At 69.7% G+C, this 22426-nt stretch carries 23 protein-coding genes; 21 read left to right on the top strand and 2 right to left on the bottom strand.

The features are described 5' to 3' along the window. The first annotated feature begins 25 nt into the window (after positions 1-25). The 8 genes from hisD to hisI all read left to right on the top strand — a co-directional run bounded on the left by hisD (position 26) and on the right by hisI (position 6507). Positions 26-1384: a histidinol dehydrogenase gene (gene hisD / locus N415_RS04700; protein ID WP_068177665.1), complete on the top strand. Its 1359-nt coding sequence runs from the start codon at positions 26-28 to the stop codon at positions 1382-1384. Beyond that, positions 1381-2517, top strand: coding sequence for a histidinol-phosphate transaminase (locus N415_RS04695; protein ID WP_068177663.1), 1137 nt, complete (start codon positions 1381-1383; stop codon positions 2515-2517). Before hisD ends, N415_RS04695 begins: the two co-directional genes overlap by 4 nt. After that, a complete protein-coding gene (gene hisB / locus N415_RS04690; RefSeq protein WP_068177661.1) occupies positions 2514-3131 on the top strand; it encodes an imidazoleglycerol-phosphate dehydratase HisB in 618 nt (205 codons plus the stop codon). The genes N415_RS04695 and hisB overlap by 4 nt, the downstream gene beginning before the upstream one ends. Further along, positions 3128-3745, top strand: coding sequence for an imidazole glycerol phosphate synthase subunit HisH (gene hisH, locus N415_RS04685; protein ID WP_068177658.1), 618 nt, complete (start codon positions 3128-3130; stop codon positions 3743-3745). The genes hisB and hisH overlap by 4 nt, the downstream gene beginning before the upstream one ends. An 82-nt stretch (positions 3746-3827) precedes the next feature. Then, on the top strand, positions 3828-4559 hold the full coding sequence (gene priA / locus N415_RS04680) for a bifunctional 1-(5-phosphoribosyl)-5-((5-phosphoribosylamino)methylideneamino)imidazole-4-carboxamide isomerase/phosphoribosylanthranilate isomerase PriA (protein WP_068177656.1): 732 nt from the start codon (positions 3828-3830) through the stop codon (positions 4557-4559). A gap of 4 nt (positions 4560-4563) precedes the next feature. Beyond that, complete coding sequence (locus N415_RS04675) at positions 4564-5376, top strand: inositol monophosphatase (RefSeq protein WP_068177646.1); 813 nt, start codon at positions 4564-4566, stop codon at positions 5374-5376. A 1-nt stretch (position 5377) separates the two neighbouring features. Further along, positions 5378-6163: an imidazole glycerol phosphate synthase subunit HisF gene (gene hisF, locus N415_RS04670; protein ID WP_068177643.1), complete on the top strand. Its 786-nt coding sequence runs from the start codon at positions 5378-5380 to the stop codon at positions 6161-6163. Next, a complete protein-coding gene (hisI, locus tag N415_RS04665; protein ID WP_068177641.1) occupies positions 6160-6507 on the top strand; it encodes a phosphoribosyl-AMP cyclohydrolase in 348 nt (115 codons plus the stop codon). The genes hisF and hisI overlap by 4 nt, the downstream gene beginning before the upstream one ends. Here the strand turns inward: hisI and N415_RS04660 are convergent. Then, positions 6504-8030, bottom strand: a complete 1527-nt coding sequence (locus N415_RS04660) for a serine/threonine-protein kinase (protein ID WP_068177634.1) — start codon at positions 8028-8030, stop codon at positions 6504-6506. The genes hisI and N415_RS04660 overlap by 4 nt on opposite strands. Positions 8031-8089: 59 nt before the next feature. Here N415_RS04660 and N415_RS04655 point away from each other — a divergent pair, with 59 nt between their 5' ends. The 3 genes from N415_RS04655 to N415_RS04645 all read left to right on the top strand — a co-directional run bounded on the left by N415_RS04655 (position 8090) and on the right by N415_RS04645 (position 10944). After that, a complete protein-coding gene (locus N415_RS04655; RefSeq protein WP_068177758.1) occupies positions 8090-8944 on the top strand; it encodes a helix-turn-helix domain-containing protein in 855 nt (284 codons plus the stop codon). A gap of 7 nt (positions 8945-8951) precedes the next feature. Next, positions 8952-9776 carry an SAM-dependent methyltransferase gene (locus N415_RS04650; RefSeq protein ID WP_068177633.1) on the top strand — a complete coding sequence of 275 codons (825 nt, stop codon included), beginning with the start codon at positions 8952-8954 and terminating at the stop codon, positions 9774-9776. Between the two features lie 64 nt (positions 9777-9840). After that, positions 9841-10944 (top strand): ionic transporter y4hA, encoded by a 1104-nt coding sequence (locus N415_RS04645; protein WP_068177632.1) that lies wholly within the window; start codon positions 9841-9843, stop codon positions 10942-10944. Between the two features lie 82 nt (positions 10945-11026). On the opposite strand, the gene N415_RS04640 is transcribed toward N415_RS04645, so the two are convergent. Beyond that, positions 11027-11491: a peroxiredoxin gene (locus tag N415_RS04640; RefSeq protein ID WP_068177757.1), complete on the bottom strand. Its 465-nt coding sequence runs from the start codon at positions 11489-11491 to the stop codon at positions 11027-11029. A 112-nt stretch (positions 11492-11603) separates the two neighbouring features. Between N415_RS04640 and N415_RS04635 the strand changes: the two genes are divergently transcribed. The 10 genes from N415_RS04635 (at position 11604) to N415_RS04590 (ending at position 21914) form a co-directional block, all read left to right on the top strand. Further along, on the top strand, positions 11604-13142 hold the full coding sequence (locus N415_RS04635) for an anthranilate synthase component I (RefSeq protein WP_068177625.1): 1539 nt from the start codon (positions 11604-11606) through the stop codon (positions 13140-13142). Then, positions 13135-13794, top strand: a complete 660-nt coding sequence (locus N415_RS04630; RefSeq protein ID WP_068177623.1) for a TIGR02234 family membrane protein — start codon at positions 13135-13137, stop codon at positions 13792-13794. Before N415_RS04635 ends, N415_RS04630 begins: the two co-directional genes overlap by 8 nt. Before the next feature lie 99 nt (positions 13795-13893). Then, positions 13894-14712 (top strand): indole-3-glycerol phosphate synthase TrpC, encoded by an 819-nt coding sequence (gene trpC / locus N415_RS04625; protein ID WP_068103923.1) that lies wholly within the window; start codon positions 13894-13896, stop codon positions 14710-14712. A 33-nt stretch (positions 14713-14745) separates the two neighbouring features. Continuing rightward, entirely contained in the window at positions 14746-16011 is a 1266-nt protein-coding gene (gene trpB / locus N415_RS04620; RefSeq protein ID WP_193376403.1) for a tryptophan synthase subunit beta, read from the top strand. Beyond that, entirely contained in the window at positions 16008-16823 is an 816-nt protein-coding gene (gene trpA / locus N415_RS04615; RefSeq protein ID WP_068177615.1) for a tryptophan synthase subunit alpha, read from the top strand. The genes trpB and trpA overlap by 4 nt, the downstream gene beginning before the upstream one ends. Next, entirely contained in the window at positions 16820-18670 is a 1851-nt protein-coding gene (lgt, locus tag N415_RS04610) for a prolipoprotein diacylglyceryl transferase (protein WP_068177613.1), read from the top strand. Before trpA ends, lgt begins: the two co-directional genes overlap by 4 nt. 49 nt (positions 18671-18719) lie before the next feature. Then, complete coding sequence (locus tag N415_RS04605) at positions 18720-19121, top strand: TM2 domain-containing protein (protein WP_068177612.1); 402 nt, start codon at positions 18720-18722, stop codon at positions 19119-19121. Then, entirely contained in the window at positions 19111-19539 is a 429-nt protein-coding gene (locus tag N415_RS04600; RefSeq protein WP_152531242.1) for a DUF2752 domain-containing protein, read from the top strand. The genes N415_RS04605 and N415_RS04600 overlap by 11 nt, the downstream gene beginning before the upstream one ends. A gap of 63 nt (positions 19540-19602) precedes the next feature. Next, on the top strand, positions 19603-21021 hold the full coding sequence (gene pyk / locus N415_RS04595) for a pyruvate kinase (RefSeq protein WP_068177610.1): 1419 nt from the start codon (positions 19603-19605) through the stop codon (positions 21019-21021). 11 nt (positions 21022-21032) lie between these two features. Beyond that, a complete protein-coding gene (locus tag N415_RS04590; RefSeq protein ID WP_152531241.1) occupies positions 21033-21914 on the top strand; it encodes an acyl-CoA thioesterase II in 882 nt (293 codons plus the stop codon). Positions 21915-22426: the final 512 nt, after the last annotated feature.

Raw genomic sequence — 22426 nt, 5'->3', positions numbered from 1 at the left:
AATGCGGTTGCTCCCATCAGGGACAATGGAGAACGTGACCTCCACCCAACCGTCGCCGATCGCCCGCATTGACCTGCGCGGCGCGCAGCTGACGGCCGCCCGGCTGCGGGCGGCGCTCCCGCGCGGCGGCGCCGACGTGGACAGCGTGCTGCCCACAGTGCGGCCCATCGTGGAGGCGGTCGCGGAGGGCGGGGCCGAGGCGGCGCTGGAATACGGCGAGGCGTTCGACGGGGTGCGGTCGGCGGCCGTCCGGGTGCCCGCCGCGGCGCTCGACCAGGCGCTGGCCGACCTGGCCCCCGCGGTGGCCGAGGCGCTGCGGGTGATGATCGAGCGCACCCGCGCCGTGCACGCCGACCAGCGCCGCGCCGACGTCACGACCACGCTCGGCCCCGGCGCGACGGTCACCGAGCGGTGGGTTCCCGTCGAGCGCGTCGGGCTCTACGTGCCCGGCGGCAACGCGGTGTACCCGTCCAGCGTGGTGATGAACGTGGTTCCGGCGCAGGCCGCCGGAGTCGGCTCGCTGGTGGTGGCCAGCCCGCCGCAGGCCGCCTCGCAAGGCCAGTTCCATGGCCTGCCCCACCCGACGATCCTGGCCGCGGCCCGGCTGCTCGGCGTCGACGAGGTGTGGGCCGTCGGCGGCGCCCAGGCGGTCGCGCTGTTGGCCTACGGCGGCAGCGACACCGACGGCTCGGAGCTCGCGCCGGTCGACATGATCACCGGCCCCGGCAACATCTACGTCACCGCCGCCAAGCGGCTGTGCCGCTCCCGGGTGGGCATCGACGCCGAGGCGGGGCCGACCGAGATCGCCATCCTCGCCGACCACACCGCCGACCCCGCGCACGTGGCCGCCGACCTGATCAGCCAGGCCGAGCACGACGAGATGGCGGGCAGCGTGCTGGTGACCCCCAGCGAGAGCCTGGCCGCCGCCACCGACAGCGAGCTGGCCGCCCAGCTGCAAACGACGGTGCACCGGGAACGGGTGACGGCTGCGCTAAGCGGCCCCCAGTCCGCGATCATCCTGGTCGACGACCTGGACGCCGGCGTCGAGGTGGTCAACGCCTACGCGGCCGAACACCTGGAGATCCAGACGGCCGACGCGGCAGCGGTCGCGGGCCGGATCCGTTCGGCCGGAGCCATTTTCGTCGGCCCGTACGCCCCGGTGAGCCTCGGCGACTACTGCGCCGGGTCCAACCACGTGCTGCCCACCGGCGGCAGCGCCCGCCACTCCAGCGGCCTGTCGGTGCAGACGTTCCTGCGCGGCATCCACGTCGTCGACTACACCGAGGCGGCGCTGAAAGACGTCTCCGGACATGTGGTCGCGCTGGCCGAGGCCGAGGACCTTCCGTCGCACGGCGAGGCGGTCCGGCGGAGGTTTGAGCGATGACCGAACGCAAAAACCCCACGCTGGACGACCTGCCGCTGCGCGACGACCTGCGCGGCAAATCGCCGTACGGGGCACCGCAATTGGCGGTTCCGGTGCGCCTGAACACCAACGAGAACCCGCACCCGCCCACCAAGGCGCTGGTGGACGACGTGGTGCGGTCGGTGCGCGAGGCCGCGGTCGACCTGCACCGCTACCCCGACCGCGACGCGGTGGCCCTGCGCCGCGACCTGGCCGCCTACCTCACCGCCCAGACCGGGACCCCGCTCGACGTCGAAAACCTCTGGGCCGCAAACGGTTCCAACGAAATCCTGCAGCAGCTGCTGCAGGCGTTCGGCGGGCCGGGGCGCAGCGCGATCGGGTTCGTCCCGTCCTACTCGATGCACCCGATCATCGCCGACGGCACCCGCACCGAGTGGCTCGAGGCGGCGCGTGCCGATGACTTCAGCCTCGACGCGGACGCGGCCGTCGCCGCCGTCACCGAACGCCAACCCGACGTCGTCTTCGTCGCCAGCCCGAATAACCCGTCCGGGCAAAGCGTTTCGCTGGGCGACCTACGGCGGCTGCTCGAAGTGGTGCCGGGCATCCTGATCCTCGACGAGGCCTACGGCGAATTCTCCTCGCAGCCCAGCGCGGTGGCGTTGGTCCAGGAGTATCCGACCAAGCTCGTCGTCACCCGCACCATGAGCAAGGCGTTCGCGTTCGCTGGCGGCCGGCTCGGCTACCTGATCGCCACGCCGGCGATGATCGACGCGATGCTGCTGGTGCGGCTGCCGTATCACCTGTCGTCGGTCACCCAGGCCGCGGCCCGCGCCGCGCTGCGGCACGCCGACGACACCCTGGGCAGCGTCGCCACCCTGATCGCCGAACGGGAACGCGTCACGACCGCATTGAGCGGCATGGGTTTTCGGGTGATCCCCAGCGATGCGAACTTCGTGCTGTTCGGGGAATTCGCCGACGCGCCGGCCACCTGGCAGCGCTACCTGGACGCCGGCGTGCTGATCCGCGACGTCGGCATCCCCGGCTACCTGCGCGCCACGACGGGCCTGGCCGAGGAGAACGACGCCTTCCTGCGGGCCAGCGCCCAGATCGCGGCCACCGAACTGGCCCCAGCCACCTCAGTAGGAGCCCCGTGACCACCGAAGCACGCCGCGCGCGAATCGAACGGCGCACCAAGGAATCCGACATCGTCGTCGAGCTCGACCTCGACGGCACCGGACAGGTCGACGTCGACACCGGGGTGCCGTTCTACGACCACATGCTCACGGCGCTGGGCAGCCACGCCAGCTTCGACCTGACCGTGCGCACCAAGGGCGACACCGAGATCGAGGGCCACCACACCATCGAGGACACCGCCATCGCGCTGGGTCAGGCGCTCGGGCAGGCGCTGGGCGACAAGAAGGGCATCCGGCGCTTCGGGGACGCCTTCATCCCGATGGACGAGGCGCTGGCCCACGCCGCGGTCGACGTGTCCGGGCGTCCCTACTGCGTCCACACCGGCGAGCCGGATCACCTGCAGCACACCACGATCACCGGCAGCTCGGTGCCGTATCACACCGTCGTCAACCGGCACGTGTTCGAGACGCTGGCCTCCAACGCCCGCATCGCGCTGCACGTGCGCGTCCTGTACGGCCGCGACCCGCACCACATCACCGAAGCCGAGTACAAGGCGGTGGCCCGCGCGCTGCGTCAGGCGGTCGAGCTCGATTCCCGGGTGTCGGGTGTGCCGTCCACCAAAGGTGTTCTGTGACGAAATCAATCGTGGTGCTCGACTACGGCTCGGGCAACCTGCGGTCGGCGCAACGCGCGCTGCAGCGGGTCGGCGCGTCGGTCGAGGTGACCGCCGACGCGGGCGCCGCGGCGGCCGCCGACGGGCTGGTGGTGCCGGGGGTCGGCGCCTTCGAGGCGTGCATGACGGGCCTGCGGAAGGTCGGGGGAGATCGCATCATCGCCGAGCGGGTGGCCGCCGGGCGCCCCGTGCTGGGCGTATGTGTGGGCATGCAGATCCTGTTCGCCCGCGGGGTGGAATTCGGGGTCGAGACCAGGGGCTGCGGCCAGTGGCCGGGGTCCGTCACGCGGCTGGACGCCCCGGTGATCCCGCACATGGGCTGGAACGTGGTCAACGCCGCGCCCGGCAGCGTGCTGTTCAAGGGGCTGGACGCCCTGGATCGGTTCTACTTCGTGCACTCCTACGCCGCGCAGCGCTGGGAGGGTTCGGACGCGGCGTTGTTGACGTGGGCGACGCACCAGGTGCCGTTCCTGGCCGCGGTCGAGGACGGGCCCCTGTCCGCCACTCAATTCCACCCGGAGAAGAGTGGCGACGCCGGAGCGGCCGTGCTGAGCAATTGGGTTGAGGGACTGTGAACAACGTCGCGAAAGTGCAACTGCCGACGCAAACGCCGAGAAGAGGCGTCGCCAGTTGCACTTTCGACGCGCGGGAGGGACTGTGCTGATTCTGTTACCGGCCGTCGACGTGGTCGAGGGCCGGGCCGTGCGCCTGGTGCAAGGCAAAGCCGGCAGCGAAACCGAGTACGGCTCGGCGCTGGACGCCGCGCTGGGCTGGCAGCGCGACGGCGCCGAGTGGATCCATCTGGTCGACCTGGACGCCGCGTTCGGCCGCGGCTCCAACCGTGAGCTGCTCGCCGAGGTGGTGGGCAAGCTCGACGTGCAGGTGGAACTGTCCGGCGGGATCCGCGACGACGACTCGCTGGCCGCCGCGCTGGCCACCGGTTGCGCGCGGGTCAACCTCGGCACGGCCGCTTTGGAGAACCCGCAATGGTGCGCGCGGGCGATCGACGAACACGGTGACAAGGTGGCCGTCGGGCTCGACGTGCAGATCGTTGACGGCCGGCATCGGCTGCGCGGACGCGGCTGGGAGACCGACGGCGGCGACCTCTGGGAAGTGCTGGAACGCCTTGACGGCCAAGGGTGTTCGCGGTACGTCGTCACCGACGTCACCAAGGACGGAACCCTGGGCGGCCCCAACCTGGAGCTGCTGGGCGCCGTGGCCGACCGCACCAAGGCCCCGGTGATCGCGTCGGGCGGCGTGTCGAGCCTGGACGACCTGCGCGCCATCACCACACTCACCGACCGAGGGGTCGAGGGCGCCATCGTGGGCAAGGCGCTGTACGCCGGGCGGTTCACCCTGCCGCAGGCCCTGGCCGCGGTGAGGGCCTAGCCACATGGACCTCAACGCGATGGTGTCGCCCTTGGTCGACAAGGCGACCGTCATCCTCGACGCCGCGGTGCCGCGCTTCCTGGAGGGCCACCGCGCCGATTCGGCGGTTGCCAAGAAGGGCAACGACTTCGCCACCGAGATCGACCTCGCGATCGAGCGGCAGGTCGTCACCGCGCTGCAGGCCACCACTGGGATCGGCGTGCACGGCGAGGAATTCGGCGGCACCGACGTGGACTCGCCGTGGGTGTGGGTGCTGGATCCCGTCGACGGCACGTTCAATTACGCCGCCGGGTCGCCGATGGCCGCGATCCTGCTGGCCCTGCTGCACGACGGCGAGCCGGTCGCGGGCCTGACCTGGCTGCCGTTCGTCGGCGAGCGCTACACCGCCATCGCGGGCGGCCCGCTGGTCAAAAACGGTGCGCCGCAACCGTCCCTGGAAACCACGCAGCTCGCCGACAACCTCCTCGCGGTCGGAACGTTCAGCGCCGACTCGCGCGGCCGGTTCCCGGGGCGCTACCGGATTGCCCTGCTGGAGAACCTGAGCCGGGTCTCGTCGCGGCTGCGCATGCACGGTTCCACCGGCATCGACCTCGTCTACGTCGCCGACGGAATACTCGGCGCCGCAATAAGTTTCGGCGGACACGTGTGGGATCACGCCGCCGGGGTGGCGCAGGTGAGGTCCGCGGGTGGCATCGTCACCGACCTGGCCGGCAAGCCGTGGACGCCCAAGTCGGACTCGGTGCTGGCCGCGGCGCCCGGGGCGCACGGCGAGGTCCTCGAGATCCTGCGTGCCGTCGGCGATCCGGAGGACTACTGAGATGTACGCGGATACCGGCCTTGCCGTGCGGGTGATCCCCTGCCTGGACGTCGACGCCGGGCGGGTGGTCAAGGGCGTCAACTTCGAAAACCTCCGCGACGCCGGCGATCCGGTCGAGCTGGCCGCGGCCTACGACACCGAGGGCGCCGACGAGCTGACCTTCCTGGACGTGACGGCGTCGTCGTCGGGCAGGGCGACCATGCTCGACGTGGTGCGCCGCACAGCCGAGCAGGTGTTCATCCCGCTCACGGTCGGCGGCGGGGTGCGCACCGTGGCCGACGTCGACACCCTGTTGCGCGCGGGCGCCGACAAGGTCTCCGTCAACACCGCCGCGATCGCGCGGCCCGACCTGCTCGCCGAAATGGCAACCCAATTCGGCTCCCAGTGCATCGTGTTGTCCGTCGACGCCCGCAAGGTGCCCGCCGGATCGGCGCCGACGCCGTCGGGCTGGGAGGTCACCACCCACGGCGGGCGGCGGGGCACCGGCATCGACGCCGTCGAATGGGCGGCCCGCGGCGCCGAACTCGGGGTGGGGGAGATCCTGCTCAACTCGATGGACGCCGACGGCACCAAGGCGGGCTTCGACCTGCCGATGCTGCGCGCGGTCCGCGCGGCGGTCACGGTGCCGGTGATCGCCAGCGGGGGCGCGGGGGCGGTGGAGCACTTCGCGCCCGCCGTCGCCGCCGGTGCGGATGCGGTCTTGGCGGCCAGCGTCTTTCACTTCCGCGAGTTGACCATCGGGCAGGTGAAGGCCGCGATGGCGGCAGAACAGATCACGGTCCGATGACGCTCGACCCGAACATCGCCGCGCGGCTGAAGCGCAACGCCGAAGGGCTCGTCACCGCCGTCGTACAGGAGCGCGGCAGCGGCGACGTGCTCATGGTCGCCTGGATGGACGACGACGCGCTGGCCCGTACCCTGGAAACCCGTGAGGCCACGTACTATTCGCGATCCCGCGGCGAACAGTGGATCAAGGGGGCGACCTCGGGCCGCACCCAGCACGTCCACTCGGTGCGCCTGGACTGCGACGGCGACACCGTGCTGCTGACCGTCGACCAGGTCGGCGCCGCCTGCCACACCGGCGATCACAGTTGCTTCGACGCCGACCAGCTGCTGGGGCCTGAAACCTAGCTCGGCGCGACGTCCAACCCGGTGGCCGCGGCGATCGCGGCGCGCGCCCATTCGTGGCGGAACACGGCCGGCGCGATGCGATCACGGCGGATCATCTCCAAGTCGATGGCCTTTCCGGTGAGCGCCGCGTTGGGCACCCGGAAGGAAAACGCGGTTTCGCCGGTGGCCACCGCCAGGATGGCATCGCTATCGGTGAAATGGTTTGCGACCATGACGTTTTCGGCCCACTTGAACGGCTTGAGGCCGCCGAAGCTCGGCACGTACACCACCCACAGTCGGGTGCCGCGCCCGTTGTACAGGTTGGTGAGCGCCCGGTTCACCGCGTCGTACTCGAGCGGGCCCAGCACGCCCGACTGATCGGTGATCTGTCCGGAGAGCTGGATCGGCGCCGGGGTTGTAGCGGCGTTGCCGGACGGCGACGGCGCGACCGACGCCGACGACGCGGCGGGGTTGTGCCGGTGGCTTCGGGTGCCCAGGGCGCGGACCCCGAAGTAGGCGCCGCCGGCGACCACCGCGATTGCGACGAGGGCGGCGATCGCCACGACCGGTCCCCGCCCGCCGCGCGCCTTGGGCACGGGCGGCGGCGCGCTCTTCGGCTTTGGGATCACCGCGGTCGGCGCCGCAATGACCGTGGTCGGGCCGGCGGTCACTTCTGACGCGGCGGTGGCGACCTGGCCGCCCAGCGCCGCGGCGAAGTCGGCGCACGTCGGGTAGCGGTCTTCGGGTTTCTTCGCCAGGGCCTTGGCGATGGCGCCGTCGAGGTCGGCCAGCTCGGGCCTGCGCTCGCTGATGTTCGGCGGCGGTGCGGACAGGTGCTGGGTGATGACCACCGCCGGGTTGGAGTGGCGAAACGGGGCGGACCCGGCCAGCAGGTCGAACGCGGTGCAGCCCAGCGCGTATTGGTCGGCCCGCCCGTCCACGTCGAGGCCCTGCAGCTGCTCGGGCGCGCAGTACGCGGTGGTGCCCACCAACATGTTGGTCGCGGTCAGGCCGCTGATGTCGCCGAGCTCGCGGGCAATCCCGAAGTCGGCGAGCAGAACTCGCCGTCGCGGGCTTGCGTCGGTCAGCAGGATGTTGGCCGGCTTGACGTCGCGATGCAGCAGCCCGCGCGAGTGGGCGTAGTCGAGCGCGTCGGCGACGGCCGAAATGATCTCGACCACATCGGCTTTCGGCATCCCGGACGGGTACTGAGTCCGCAGCAGCTTCGCCGCGTCGGTTCCCTCCACGTAGTCCATCGAGATCCACAGCTGCCCGTCGTATTCCCCGCGGTCGTGGATGCCGACGATGTGCTCGTTGTACAGGCTGGCCGCAAGGTCGGCCTCGCGGTTGAAGCGCTGGCGGAATTCGTCGTTCGCGGTCAGCTCGCTGGGCAGGATCTTCAGGGCGTCGCGGCGCGGCAGCCGTGGGTGCTGCGCCAGATACACCTGGCCCATGCCGCCGGTCCCCAGACGCCGAATGATCGTGTACCCGGCGAAAACCTGCCCCTCGGTCAGGCCTGCGCTGCGGGCACCGCTTTCTGGCATGTGAGCATGGTACTGAGCCAGCGGACACGCAAAGCCGTAATCGCAAGGAGCTGCCCATGGTGTCGGCCCGACCCGCGCTGTACCGGCCCGCGCAGCCCCTGGCCGAGCACGTCGAGTTCTTCGGTCATTGGCGACACCGCGGGCCCACCTACCGAAGCCGGGCGTTGCCCCGCGGCGCGGTGACCATCGTCTTCGACGTCGGGCGGCGACAGCGCCTGGACTTTTACGGCGCCGACGGCCGCACCCGTCTGAGCGTTCCGCCCGCGGTTGTGACCGGCGCGCACCGCGCGGCGTACATCACCGACATCGCGGCCGACGAGCCCGCCATGGCCGTTCACTTCTGGCCCGGGGGCGCGTTTCCGTTTCTCGGGATCCCGCTCGGCGACCTGCAGGACGTCGCCGTGGGCCTCGACGACATCTGGGGGCACGGCGGTCGCGAGCTGCACGAGCGGTTGATCGCCGCCCCGTCGGTCGCCGCCCGGTTCGGCATCCTCGAAGACTTCTTGCTGTCGCGGGCCCGGTTCTCCGTGCGCCGCGAGCCCGGCGTCGCCGCAGCGCTGGCGGCCGTCGAGGCCAACCCGTCCGTCCGGATGGCGGACCTGCGTCGCCGGACGGGTCTGTCGACCAAGCGGATGATCGCGTTGTTCCGGGCCGAGGTCGGGTTGGCGCCGAAGGCCTACGCGCGGGTGCGCCGCCTGCAGGCGGCGCTGCGCCAGCTCGGGGCGGGCACGGCCTGCGGTGCGCGCATCGCCGCGGACACCGGCTATTTCGATCAGGCGCACTTCGTTCGCGAGTTCCGCTCGTTCACCGCGATGACGCCGACACAATACGGTCGGCAGTCGCTCGTGTTGCCCAGCCACGTCCCCGTCATGCGGCACAAAAATCCAATACCGCCCGCGCCGGCGGCGTCATGATCGGGACATGGACAACACCAGACAAGCGGTAGCGGCCACCGGATTGCTCGCAGCGGCGGTGCGCGCCGAGGAAGCAGGGCGCGACGAGCCGCTCTTCACCGACCCGTTCGCCGAACGGCTGGCCGGTGACGACGGCCGACGGTTGCTGGCCGACGCCGTCGCGGCGACCGGACAGTCGCCGGCGGAGATCGCCATTCGCACACGCTTTTTCGACGAGGCGCTGCTTGACGCCCAGCGCGACGGCGCGTCGCAGGTGGTGATCCTGGCCGCCGGCATGGACGCCCGCGCATACCGCCTGCAGTGGCGTCCCGGCGCGACGGTGTACGAGGTGGACCAGCCGCAGGTGATCGCGACCAAGGACGAGCGACTGGCCGGTGCTACACCCGGGTGCCGCCGCGTCGCGGTCGGCATCGACCTGTCCGACGATTGGCCGGAAGCGCTTGTTCGCCAAGGATATTCGTCGTCGGCAAAGACGGCGTGGCTGGTGGAAGGACTGCTGCAGTACATCGAGGCGCCGGCCGTCGACACCCTTTTCGCGCGCATCGACGCGCTGTCGGCCCCGGGACACGTGTTGCTCTACAACGTGATCGGCCAGACGCTGTTGGAGGCGCCGTTCCTGGCCTCGACGCAGGAATTCATGCGGCGGCTCGGCGCGCCTTGGGTGTTCGGCACCGACGCGCCCGGCGCCCTCGTCGAGGGCCGCGGCTGGACCACCGTGGTCACCGACGTGGCCGAACCCGGGAGTCGGTGGCACCGCTGGGAGCACCCCGTCGTCCCGATGGACGTGCCCGGGGTGCCGCGCGGCTACTTCGTGGTGGCGACCAAGTCATGAACCCGGTCTGACGCGGGCGCACCCGTCGGGCGCCGGTGCGTGTCATCGGCGAGAATGGCGGGCGATGCGCAAATGGCTGTCCTGGGCCTCTTGGACCACAGCGGTGCCGGTGATCGCCGTCTTCGTGCTGACCGCCACCTGGGGCGAGCACCTCGGGCCGGTGCTGATCGTGCTACAGGCCGTGCTGTTGATCGGTGCCGTGCTGGCGGCCGTCCAGCACGCCGAGGTGGTCGCGGCCCGCGTCGGCGAGCCGTTCGGGTCGCTGGTGCTCGCGGGCGCGGTGACGATCATCGAGGTGGCCCTGATCGTCGAGTTGATGGCGTCGGGCGGCAACGAGGCGGCCACGCTCGCCCGGGACACCGCGTTCGCCGCGTTCATGATCACCACCAACGGGATCGCGGGTTTGTCGCTGTCGTGGGGTTCCCGGCGCTACGGCGTGACGTTGTTCAACGCCGAGGGCAGCGGAGCCGCCTTGGCCACGCTGACGACATTGGCGACGCTGAGCCTCGCGCTGCCCGCGTTCACCATCAGCCATCCCGGCAAGGAGTTCTCGCCGGGCCAGCTCATCTTCACGGCGGTGATCTCGCTCCTGCTGTACCTGCTGTTCGTGTTCACCCAGACCGTCCGGCATCGCGACTTCTTCCTGCCGGTCGCGCAGAAGGGCCAGAAGCGGCTTTTCGAGGAGGACGAGAACCACGCCGACCCGCCGAGCGCGCGTGCGGCGCTGGTCAGCCTGGTGTTGCTGCTCGTCGCGCTGGTGGCTGTGGTGGGCCTGGCCGAACAGGAGTCGCCGGCCGTCGAACGCCTGGTGACGGCGGCCGGGTTCCCCCAGTCGTTCGTCGGCGTGGTGATCGCGATGCTGGTGCTGCTGCCCGAGACGCTCGCGGCGGTGCGCGCGGCCCGGCGCGGGCGGATCCAGACCAGCCTCAATCTGGCCTACGGCTCCGCGATGGCCAGCATCGGGCTCACGATCCCCGCCATCGCGCTGGCGAGCATCTGGCTGAAGGGGCCGCTGGTGCTCGGCCTGGCGCCCACTCAGTTGGTGCTGCTGGCCCTGACCGTGGTGATCAGCATGCTGACCGTGGTGCCCGGCCGCGCCACCCGGCTGCAGGGCGAAGTGCACCTGGTGCTGCTCGCCGCCTACGTGTTTTTGGCGATCATCCCCTGATTAAGCACCGCGAGAAGACACAAAATCGCCCAAAACGACACGATTTAGGGCGATTTTGCGTCTGTTCGCGAGGGGAATCGAGCTACGCCGAGGACCGTGCCCGCAGCGTCTCCAGCGCCTTGTCGGCGTGGGTGTCCATGCTGAATTCGCTGGCGATCACGTCGAGCACCGTGCGGTCTGTGTCGATGACGAACGTCGTGCGCTTGACCGGCATCAGCTTGCCGAGCAGGCCGCGCTTGACGCCGAACTGCGCGGCGACGGTGCCCTCGGTGTCCGACAGCAGCGGGTAGTCGAACTTGCGCAGGTCGGCGAACTTGGCCTGCTTCTCGACGGGGTCGGCGCTGATGCCGACCCGGTTGGCGCCGACGGCGGCGAATTCCGAGGCCAGGTCGCGGAAGTGGCAGGCCTCCTTGGTGCAGCCGGGCGTCATCGCGGCGGGGTAGAAGAACAGCACCACGGGGCCGTCGGCAAGCAGGGCGCTCAGCTTGCGCGGCGTTCCCGTCTGGTCGGGGAGCTCGAAGTCGGCCACGGTGTCACCAGGTTTCATGCGCGTCACGCTACGCGTGCCGCGAGCGTAACGGCAGTGCGAAAAGCGGGCCCTGAAATCGCAGCCACGTTACGCTCGCGGGCCGCCGACGCACGTCTGGGAAGATGGGTCGGTGCACGCCCACCTCGCCTCCGGCACCTCACGGGAGGAGTTCCGCCACCTCGCCGCGGAGCACCGTGTGGTCCCGGTGACCCGCAAGGTCTTGGCCGACAGCGAAACTCCGCTGTCGGCCTACCGCAAGCTCGCCGACAACCGGCCCGGCACGTTTTTGCTGGAGTCCGCGGAAAACGGGCGATCCTGGTCGCGGTGGTCCTTCATCGGGGCCGGGGCGCCGTCGGCGCTGACCGTGCGCGACGGCGAAGCGGTGTGGCTGGGCGCGGTGCCGCAGGACGCGCCGACGGGCGGCGACCCGCTGCGGGCGCTGCGTGCCACCCTCGAGCTGCTGGCCACCGCCGCCATGCCCGGGTTGCCGCCGCTGTCGGGCGGCATGGTCGGCTTTTTCGCCTACGACCTGGTGCGACGACTGGAGCGCCTGCCCGAACTGGCCGTCGACGACCTGCACCTGCCCGACATGCTGCTGCTCCTGGCCACCGACCTGGCGGCCGTGGACCACCACGAGGGCACCATCACGCTGATCGCCAACGCCGTGAACTGGAACGGCACCGACGAGCGCGTCGACGAGGCCTACGACGACGCGGTGGCTCGCCTCGACGTGATGACCGCCGCGCTGGGCCAGCCGCTGCCGTCGACCGTCGCCACGTTCGCTCGGCCCGAACCGCGGCACCGCTCGCAGCGCACCGTCGAGGAATACGGCAAGATAGTCGACTACCTCGTCGACCAGATCGCGGCGGGCGAGGCGTTCCAGGTGGTGCCCTCGCAGCGCTTCGAGATGGACACCGACGTCGACCCCATCGACGTGTACCGGATGCTGCGGGCCACCAACCCGAGCCCCTACATGTACCTGGTGCACGTGCCCAATAGCGCTGGGGCAACGGACTTTTCGATCGTCGGGTCCAGCCCGGAGGCGCTGGTCACCGTCGCCGACGGCTGGGCCACCACGCACCCCATTGCCGGGACCCGCTGGCGCGGGGACACCGACGAAGAGGATCAGCTGCTGGAAAAGGAACTGCTGGCCGACGACAAGGAACGCGCCGAGCACCTGATGCTCGTCGACCTGGGCCGCAACGACCTCGGCCGGGTCTGCACCCCTGGCACCGTCCGCGTCGACGACTACAGCCACATCGAGCGCTACAGCCACGTCATGCACCTGGTGTCGACGGTGACCGGGATGCTCGGCGAGGGCCGCACCGCGCTGGACGCGGTGACGGCCTGCTTCCCGGCCGGCACGCTCTCGGGCGCGCCCAAGGTGCGGGCGATGGAGCTCATCGAGGAGGTGGAGAAGACCCGCCGCGGCCTCTACGGCGGCGTGGTCGGGTACCTCGACTTCGCGGGCAACGCCGACTTCGCGATCGCCATCCGCACCGCGCTGATGCGCGACGGCACCGCCTACGTTCAGGCCGGGGGCGGGGTGGTGGCCGATTCCAACGGCCCCTACGAGTACACCGAGGCCTCCAACAAGGCGCGGGCGGTGCTCAACGCGATCGCGGCCGCGGAGACGCTGACCGCGCCGCCGCCGGGCCGCGATGGCTGATTCCCGCCGGTCCCGGCTCCCGATCGTCGTCGCCCAACTGCTGCTGGTGGTGGCCGCGGTCGCGCTGTGGGTGGCGTCGCGGCTGCCGTGGGTGGTGATCCGCTCGTTCGACGGGCTGGGCCCCCCGAAGCAGGTGACGTTGTCCGGCGGCTCCTGGTCGACGGCGCTGCTGCCGTTGGCGCTGCTGATGCTGGCCACCGCCGTCGCGGCGCTCGGGGTGCGCGGCTTGCCCCTGCGGATCCTGGCCGTGCTGCTGGCCGCGGCCAGCCTGGCGGTCGGCTATCTGGGGATCAGCCTGTGGGTGCTTCCGGAGGTGGCCGCGCGCGGCGCCGAACTGGCGCATGTCCCGCTGATGTTCCTGGTCGGGAGCGAACGGCGGTACGTCGGCTCCGGGGTCGCGGTGGCCGCGGCCGTGTGCACGCTGATCGCGGCCGTCTTGTTGATGCGGTCCGGTGGGCTGCCGCGGGAAAGCGCAACGAAATACGCGGCGCCCGCGACCCGCCGTTCGAATGCGCTACGCGAAACCGATCGCGGGGCGATGCTGGAGGGGCAGCAGCAGCCGGAGATGTCGGAGCGGATGATTTGGGATGCGCTTGACGAGGGACACGACCCGACCGATCGGGCCGGTGGGTCAGACAGCGAGGGTCGGTGATGAGCCGTGAGGCGACGGTCGCTACCCTTCATTGACGTCATCGAAATCGGCTGAGTAACCGAGTGACAGTGGGATGGCAGTGGGAAGGGAACGACAGGCATGAGTCCGGCATCCGTGCTTGACTCCATCCTCGAGGGAGTCCGAGCCGACGTTGCCGCGCGCGAAGCCGTTGTCAGCCTGAGCGAGATCAAAGCGGCCGCCGCCGCGGCGCCCCCACCCTTGGACGTCATGGCAGCGTTGCGCGAGCCCGGTATCGGCGTCATCGCCGAGGTCAAGCGCGCCAGCCCGTCCGCGGGTTCACTAGCGCCGATTGCCGATCCGGCCAAGCTGGCCCGGGCCTACGAAGACGGTGGCGCCCGCATCATCAGCGTCCTGACCGAGGAACGGCGTTTCAACGGCTCGCTCGACGACCTCGACGCGGTGCGCGCCGCGGTCTCAATTCCCGTCCTGCGCAAAGACTTTGTGGTGCAGCCCTATCAGATACACGAGGCGCGCGCGCACGGTGCGGACATGCTGTTGCTCATCGTCGCCGCGCTGGAGCAGTCGGCGCTGGTGTCGATGCTCGACCGCACCGAGTCGCTCGGTATGACCGCGCTCGTCGAGGTGCACACCGAGGAAGAGGCCGACCGGGCTTTGAAGGCGGGGGCCAACGTGATCGGCGTGAACGCGCGCGATCTCACCACGCTGAACGTGGACCGGGATTGCTTCGCGCGCATCGCTCCGGGGCTGCCCAGCAACGTGATCAGGATCGCCGAATCCGGCGTCCGCGGCACCGGGGACCTGCTGGCCTACGCCGGCGCCGGCGCCGACGCCGTGCTGGTCGGTGAAGGACTGGTCAAAGCCGGTGACCCCCGCGCGGCGGTTGCCGATCTGGTCACCGCGGGCACCCACCCGTCCTGCCCGAAACCATCTCGCTAGGACGCCGATGAGCCGTCCCCGCGTCGAGAATTGGTGATGGTAGACCTGTCCCGCCCGGAGCTTCCGCTTTCGAGTGCGGCCATCGCCGAACCCACCCGTCACGATCCCGATCCGGGTGGTCATTTCGGCGTGTACGGCGGCCGCTACGTCGCCGAGGCGCTGATGGCGGTGATCGAGGAAGTCACCGCCGCCTACGAAAAGGAACGCGTCAACCCCGACTTCCTGGACACCCTCGACGACCTGCAGGCCAACTACGCGGGCCGGCCCTCGCCGCTGTACGAGGCCACCAGGCTGTCCGAGCACGCCGGTTCGGCGCGGATCTTCCTCAAGCGAGAAGACTTGAACCACACCGGTTCTCACAAGATCAACAATGTGCTGGGCCAGGCTCTACTGGCCAAGAGGATGGGCAAGACCCGGGTCATCGCCGAGACGGGGGCCGGCCAGCACGGCGTGGCCACCGCCACCGCGTGCGCATTGCTCGGGCTCGAGTGCGTGGTCTACATGGGCGCCGTGGACACCGCGCGCCAGGCGCTCAACGTGGCGCGGATGCGGCTGCTGGGTACCGAGGTCGTCTCCGTCGACAGCGGCTCGCAAACGCTCAAGGACGCCATCAACGAGGCGTTCCGCGACTGGGTCACCAACGCCGACAACACCTACTACTGCTTCGGCACCGCGGCGGGCCCACACCCGTTCCCGACCATGGTGCGCGACTTTCAGCGCGTCATCGGCCTGGAGGCCCGCGCTCAGATCCAGGCGCAGGCCGGCCGGTTGCCCGACGCGGTCACCGCGTGCATCGGCGGCGGATCCAACGCCATCGGGATCTTCCACGCCTTCATCGACGATCCGAACGTGCGGCTGATCGGGTTCGAGGCGGCCGGGGACGGCGTCGAGACCGGCCGGCACGCGGCGACGTTCACCGGCGGTTCCCCGGGGGCATTCCAGGGGTCGTACTCGTACCTGTTGCAGGACGAGGACGGCCAGACCATCGAATCCCATTCCATCTCAGCCGGTCTGGACTACCCGGGCGTGGGCCCCGAACACGCGTGGCTGCGGGAAACCGGACGCGCCGAATACCGGCCCATCACCGACGCCGAGGCGATGGACGCGTTCGGGCTGCTGTGCCGCACCGAGGGCATCATCCCGGCCATCGAATCCGCGCACGCGGTGGCCGGCGCCGTGCAGCTCGGCGCCGAGCTGGGCAAGGGTGCGGTCATCGTCGTGAACCTGTCGGGGCGCGGCGACAAGGACGTCGAGACGGCCGCGAAGTGGTTCGGCCTGTTGGGGTCCGGCGACAAGTGACTGTCGAACAGAGCCAAGCAAGCCGGCTGGGGCCGACCTTCGATGCCTGCCTTAAGGACAATCGCGCGGCGCTCATCGGTTATCTGCCCACCGGTTATCCCGACGTGGCCACTTCGCGGGAAGCGATGATCGCTCTCGTCGAATCCGGTTGCGACATCATCGAAGTCGGCGTGCCGTATTCGGATCCGGGCATGGACGGCCCCACTATCGCCCGGGCCACCGAGGCGGCGCTGCACGGGGGAGTGCGGGTCCGCGACACGCTGGCCGCCGTCGAGGCGATCAGCGCGGCAGGCGGGCGCGCGGTGGTGATGACGTACTGGAACCCGGTGCTGCGCTACGGCGTTGACGCCTTCGCGCGCGACCTGGCCGCGGCGGGCGGGCACGGCCTGATCACCCCCGACCTCATTCCCGACGAAGCCGGGCAGTGGCTGGCGGCGTCCGAAGAGCATCGGTTGGACCGCATCTTCCTGGTGGCGCCGTCCTCGACCCCGCAGCGGTTGGTCACGACGGTCGAGGCGTCGCGGGGATTCGTCTACGCCGCTTCGACCATGGGGGTGACGGGCGCGCGTGACGCGGTGTCGCAGGCGGCGCCCGAATTGGTGCGCCGGGTCAAAGAGGTGTCCGACATCCCCGTCGGCGTCGGCCTCGGGGTCCGCTCGCGGGAGCAGGCCGCGCAGATCGGCAGCTACGCCGACGGGGTGATCGTCGGGTCCGCGTTGGTGTCGGCGCTGGGCGACGGCGGATTGCCCGCGCTGCGCGCGCTGACGGCAGAACTGGCCGCCGGTGTGCGGCTCAGGGTGGCCGCGTCGTGACGCATCTGCTCGCCTACATCCCCAGCCCGCCGCAGGGCGTGTGGCACCTGGGGCCGGTGCCCATTCGGGCCTATGCCCTGTTCATCATCGCCGGCATCGTGGCGGCGCTGATGATCGGCGACCGGCGCTGGGAGGCGCGCGGCGGTCAGCGCGGCGTGATCTATGACATCGCGCTGTGGGCAGTGCCGTTCGGCTTGGTGGGCGGCAGGCTCTATCACCTGGCCACCGACTGGCGGACCTATTGGGGTCCGGGTGGCGCCGGTTCCATGGCGGCGCTGCGCATTTGGGACGGCGGCCTGGGCATCTGGGGTGCGGTGGCCCTCGGCGCCGTTGGCGCGTGGATAGGCTGCCGGCGTCATGGAATTCCGTTGCCGGCCTTCGGCGACGCGATAGCGCCGGGAATCATCTTGGCGCAGGCGATCGGCCGGCTGGGAAACTACTTCAACCAGGAGCTCTACGGCCGGGACACCACCCTGCCGTGGGGTTTGGAGATCTTCTACCGGCGTGACCCTTCCGGATACGTCGACCCGCATTCGCTCGACGGCGTCTCGACGGGTCAGGTCGCGCTCGTCGTACAACCCACGTTCCTGTACGAATTGCTTTGGAACCTGCTGGTTTTCGTCGCATTGATCTACATCGATCGGCGGTTCAACTTCGGCCATGGGCGGCTCTTCGCGCTCTACGTCGCCGCCTACTGCGTCGGGCGCTTCGGCGTCGAACTGCTGCGCAATGACACGGCCACGCAGATCGCCGGGATCCGGATCAACGTCTTCACAGCAACTTTCGTGTTCATCGGGGCCGTCGTCTACATCATCCTGGCGCCCAAGGGCCGCGAAGACCCCGCGACCCTGCACGGCACCGATCACGGCGCCGAGGAAGCGCCACAGCCCAAGCCGGCACCCAAGCCTGAGCGCGAGCCGGAAGCCGAGCCCGAACTCGAGCCGATCACCGGCTTGCGGGTATTGCCGGCGGCCGGAGTGGCCGCGGTCCTTGCGGCGGGGAAGGCGACGAAACGGCTGATACCGCGGAGGCGGTCGGGTCCACTGGAGGCCGACGAGGCAGAAGCCGCCGAGGCCGAGACCGTGAAAGCGGAGACCGCCGAGCCGACGGTCGAAGAGCCGGGAACCGTTGAGGCCGAAGTCGCGGAGACCGAAGTCGCTGAGGAAGAGGTCGCGGAAGCCGAAGTCGCTGAGCCGGAAGCCGAAGAGGTCGAGACCGAAGAGCCCGAAACTGCAGAGGCCGAGGTCGCCGAGACCGAAGTCGCTGAGCCGGAAGCCGAAGAAGCCGAGACGGAAGAGGCCGAGGCAGAAGCCGAAGAAGTCGGGGCCGAAGAGGCCGCGACCGAAGAGCCCGAAACCGCCGAAGCCGAAACCGAAGAAGCCGAGACCGAAGAGCCCGAAACCCCGGAGACTGAGACCGCGGAGGCCGAGGTCGAAGAGGCCGACGAGGCAGAGGTCGCGGACGCGGAGGCCGCCGTGGCGGAGGCGGTCGAAAGTGAATCCGCGGAGCCCGAGGCCGCGGAGGATGCGGAGGATGAGGCCGTCGCGACCGAGGCCGCGGACGCCGAAGTCGAGGAGCCCGAGGCTGAAGAGCTCGAACCGGAGGCCGTCGAAAGTGAATCCGCGGAACCCGAGGCCGAGGAGGAACCGGAAGCCGAGGAATCGGAGGCCGACGAGCCCGAAGTCGAAGAGCCGCAAGGTGATTCGGAGTCGCCCGAGCCGGACGAACCTGCGGCCGAGGAGCAGCAGGCCGAGCCCGCGACGGACGCCGACGAAACCCCCGCCGATGACACCGGTTCAACCCGGCGGCGGCTGAACTTCCGGCTGAGGACCCGACGCCGCGGCTAATAGCCAAAACTCTTCGGCGGGCGGGCACCGGATCTGGCATGCTGAAAACGTGACTGACCGGCCTCGGAACGGCGCGAACGACGCCACCCCGTCGGGCCCGCCGCCGCAGCAGCCGGGATATCAGCCCGGATATCCGCCGCAGTACCCGCAATATCCCGCGGCTGGCCCTTACTACGACCCGTCGGCGCCCTATGGCCGGCATCCGGTGACCGGGCAACCGTTTTCGGACAAATCAAAAACCGTCGCGGGCCTGCTGCAGCTGCTCAGCCTGATCGGCGTCGGCGGCATCGGGCGCTTCTACATCGGTGACATCGGGATCGGCGTCGCACAGCTGCTGGTGGGCTGGCTCACCTGTGGAATCGGACTGATCTGGCCGATCGTCGACGCGATTCTGATGTTGACCGGCAACGTCCCCGACTCACAGGGACGCCCGCTGCGCGATGGCACCTGATTCCTCATCGGGCGTGCCGGAGACCACGCACCGTCACCGGACCGCCGTCGCGGCGGGCACCGGGGTGTTGCTGGCCGGCGCGCTCGGCTATGTCGGCCTGGTCGACCCACACAACGTGAATTCGGTGTATCCGCTGTGCCCGTTCAAGTGGCTCACCGGCTGGAATTGCCCCCTCTGCGGTGGCCTGCGCATGACGCACGACCTGCTGCACGGTGACCTGATGGCCACCATCAACGACAACGTCTTCCTGCTGTTCGGTATCCCGATGCTGGCCGGATGGATCCTGCTTCGCCGCCGCAACGGCCGGTCGGTCCTGCCGATGCCGGCGGTGGTGACCGTCGTGGTCGCGGCGATCGCCTGGACGGTACTGCGCAATCTTCCGGGTTTCCCGTTGGTGCCGACCGTCCTCAGCGGGTAGCCGCAGTCCGTCGAGTCGGTTAACTCGGGCTGCGATCGCCTAGCACGACTATGCTGGGTCGCCGTGAGTAGACGCGGGAAGATCGTCTGCACCCTTGGCCCTGCAACCAACTCGGACGAGATGATTCTGGCGCTGGTGGAGGCCGGAATGGACGTCGCCCGAATGAACTTCAGCCACGGCGATTACGCCGACCACAAGGCTGCCTACGACCGCGTACGGGCCGCCTCGGACACCACCGGGCGCGCGGTCGGCGTGCTCGCCGACCTGCAGGGCCCGAAGATCAGGCTCGGGCGCTTCGCGACGGGATCGACGTTCTGGGCCGACGGGGAAACGGTCCGGATCACCGTCGCGGACTGCGAAGGCACCCACGACCGGGTCTCGACCACCTACAAGAAGTTGGCCCAGGACGCCAAGGTCGGTGACCGCGTCCTGATCGACGACGGCAAGGTGGGCCTCGTCGTCGACGCCATTGACGGCGACGACGTCGTCTGCACCGTCGTCGAGGGCGGCCCGGTCAGCAATAACAAGGGCATCTCGCTGCCCGGCATGAACGTCTCCGCCCCCGCCTTGTCCGAGAAGGACATCGAGGATCTGACGTTCGCGCTGAACCTGGGCGTCGACCTGGTCGCGCTGTCGTTCGTGCGCTCGCCGTCCGACGTCGAACTGGTGCACGAGGTAATGGATCAGATCGGGCGGCGGGTACCGGTGATCGCCAAGCTGGAGAAGCCCGAGGCCGTCGACAACCTGGAAGCCATCGTGCTGGCCTTCGACGCCATCATGGTGGCCCGCGGCGACCTGGGCGTCGAGCTGCCGCTGGAAGAGGTGCCGCTGGTGCAGAAGCGGGCCATCCAGATCGCCAGGGAGAACGCCAAACCCGTCATCGTGGCGACCCAGATGCTGGACTCGATGATCGAAAGCTCGCGCCCCACCCGCGCCGAGGCGTCCGACGTCGCCAACGCCGTGCTCGACGGCACCGACGCAGTGATGCTGTCCGGCGAGACGTCGGTGGGCAAGTATCCGCTGGCGGCGGTCCGCACGATGGCGCGCATCATCTGCGCGGTGGAGGAGAATTCCACCGCCGCCCCGCCGTTGGCGCACGTGCCGCGCACCAAGCGGGGAGTGATCTCCTACGCCGCCCGCGACATCGGCGAGCGCCTGGACGCCAAGGCGCTTGTCGCATTCACCCAATCCGGCGACACCGTGAAGCGGTTGGCGCGGCTGCACACCCCGCTGCCGCTGCTCGCCTTCACCGCGTGGCCCGAGGTGCGCAGCCAACTCGCGATGACCTGGGGTACCGAGACGTTCATCGTCCCGATGATGACCTCGACCGACGGCATGATCCGCCAGGTCGACAAGTCGCTGCTCGAGCTCGGTCGCTACAAGCGCGGCGACCTGGTGGTCATCGTCGCCGGCGCGCCGCCGGGCACAGTAGGCTCGACCAACCTGATCCATGTGCACCGGATCGGGGAGGACGACGTCTAAGGAGCTGAGGAGTGCCCGTGCCGGCTGGCAACGATTTCGAGGAACTGCTAGCCCTGCTCGATCTGAACTGCATCTCCGAAAATCAGTTCGTCGGCTCCCATCCCAGCAAGAACCCGATGCGCACGTTCGGCGGCCAGCTCATGGCGCAGTCGTTCGTCGCCAGCAGCCGCACGCTGGCTCTGGACGACCTGCCGCCCAGCGCGCTCTCGGTGCACTTCATCAACGGCGGCGACATCACGAAGGACATCGAATTCCACGTGACCCGCCTGCGCGACGAGCGGCGCTTCGCCAACCGGCGCGTCGACGCCGTGCAGGACGGGATCCTGCTGTCCACGGCGCTGATCTCCTACATGTCGGGCGGCCCCGGCCTCGAGCACGGCGTCGACCCGCCGCAGGTCGCCTCGCCGCACGCGCAGCCGTCGCTCGCCGAGCTGTTGCGCGGCTACGAAAAGATCGTGCCGCACTTCGTCAATGCCCTGCAGCCGATCGAATGGCGCTTCACCAACGATCCCTCGTGGGTTATGCGCGACAAGGGCGAGCGGCTGCCGCACAACAGAGTCTGGATGAAGGCGCTGGGTGCGTTGCCCGACGACCCGGTGCTGCACACCGCGACCATGTTGTTCTCCTCGGACACCACGGTGCTGGACTCGGCCATCACCACGCACGGGCTGTCCTGGGGCTTTGACCGCATCTTCGCGGCGTCCGCCAACCATTCGGTGTGGTTCCACCGACAGGTCGATTTCAACAACTGGGTGCTGTACTCGACGTCCTCGCCGGTGGCCGCGGATTCCCGCGGGCTCGGCACCGGCCATTTCTTCGACCGCTCCGGGCAGGTCGTCGCCACGGTGGTGCAGGAGGGCGTGCTGTTATATTTCCCGGCCTCCGGACGATAGACAGGTCACAGTACGGCATACCCGCAGGAAAACGGCCAGATTTACGCCCACCAGGGCCGCGATCGGGCGTAAGTTCCAATCAGCCGGGTATTCGGTGCGAGGGGTGGAAACAAGCCGCCCGAGCTGGACTTTCGCATCGGGAGGTGACAGTGGACGGACCGGTCGACGTCGCGGCCAAGTCGCGCGCGCGGGAACGCGTTGTCGTCCACGTCGATTCGCTGGCGGCCCGCTGGATCGGGGCGTTGGCCCTGCTCTGCGCCGCGGGCTGGCTGATCGTCATATTGGCCCGGCATCACGAACAGCCGTACTGGCATTACGCCGACCGACTGGGCTGGTCGCTGACGGTTCTGGGCGCGGTGGCGTTCATCGCACGCGGGATCTTCCTGGGTCGTCCGGTGACGGCCGTGCATGCCGTCGTCGCCGCGATTTTCGTGGTGGCGGGCCTCGGCGCACACGTGCTGTCCTTCGACCTGCTCGGAGACCTGCTGATCGTCGGCTCCGGGGTTGCGCTG

Origin of the sequence: Mycobacterium sp. UM_CSW (assembly GCF_000455205.1) — a bacterium.
GTDB lineage: Bacteria > Actinomycetota > Actinomycetes > Mycobacteriales > Mycobacteriaceae > Mycobacterium.
The sequence above is the reverse complement of the archived record's forward strand: the minus strand, read 5'-3'. Positions and strand labels throughout refer to the sequence as shown.

Excerpts from the sequence above, each read along its gene's own strand:
- hisD (WP_068177665.1), top strand. The coding sequence starts at position 26 with ATGGAGAACGTGACCTCCACCCAACCGTCGCCGATCGCCCGCATTGAC.
- N415_RS04695 (WP_068177663.1), top strand. The coding sequence starts at position 1,381 with ATGACCGAACGCAAAAACCCCACGCTGGACGACCTGCCGCTGCGCGAC.
- N415_RS04675 (WP_068177646.1), top strand. The coding sequence starts at position 4,564 with ATGGACCTCAACGCGATGGTGTCGCCCTTGGTCGACAAGGCGACCGTC.
- hisF (WP_068177643.1), top strand. The coding sequence starts at position 5,378 with ATGTACGCGGATACCGGCCTTGCCGTGCGGGTGATCCCCTGCCTGGAC.
- hisI (WP_068177641.1), top strand. The coding sequence starts at position 6,160 with ATGACGCTCGACCCGAACATCGCCGCGCGGCTGAAGCGCAACGCCGAA.
- N415_RS04660 (WP_068177634.1), bottom strand. The coding sequence starts at position 8,030 with ATGCCAGAAAGCGGTGCCCGCAGCGCAGGCCTGACCGAGGGGCAGGTT.
- N415_RS04650 (WP_068177633.1), top strand. The coding sequence starts at position 8,952 with ATGGACAACACCAGACAAGCGGTAGCGGCCACCGGATTGCTCGCAGCG.
- N415_RS04645 (WP_068177632.1), top strand. The coding sequence starts at position 9,841 with ATGCGCAAATGGCTGTCCTGGGCCTCTTGGACCACAGCGGTGCCGGTG.
- N415_RS04640 (WP_068177757.1), bottom strand. The coding sequence starts at position 11,491 with ATGAAACCTGGTGACACCGTGGCCGACTTCGAGCTCCCCGACCAGACG.
- N415_RS04630 (WP_068177623.1), top strand. The coding sequence starts at position 13,135 with ATGGCTGATTCCCGCCGGTCCCGGCTCCCGATCGTCGTCGCCCAACTG.
- trpC (WP_068103923.1), top strand. The coding sequence starts at position 13,894 with ATGAGTCCGGCATCCGTGCTTGACTCCATCCTCGAGGGAGTCCGAGCC.
- N415_RS04600 (WP_152531242.1), top strand. The coding sequence starts at position 19,111 with ATGGCACCTGATTCCTCATCGGGCGTGCCGGAGACCACGCACCGTCAC.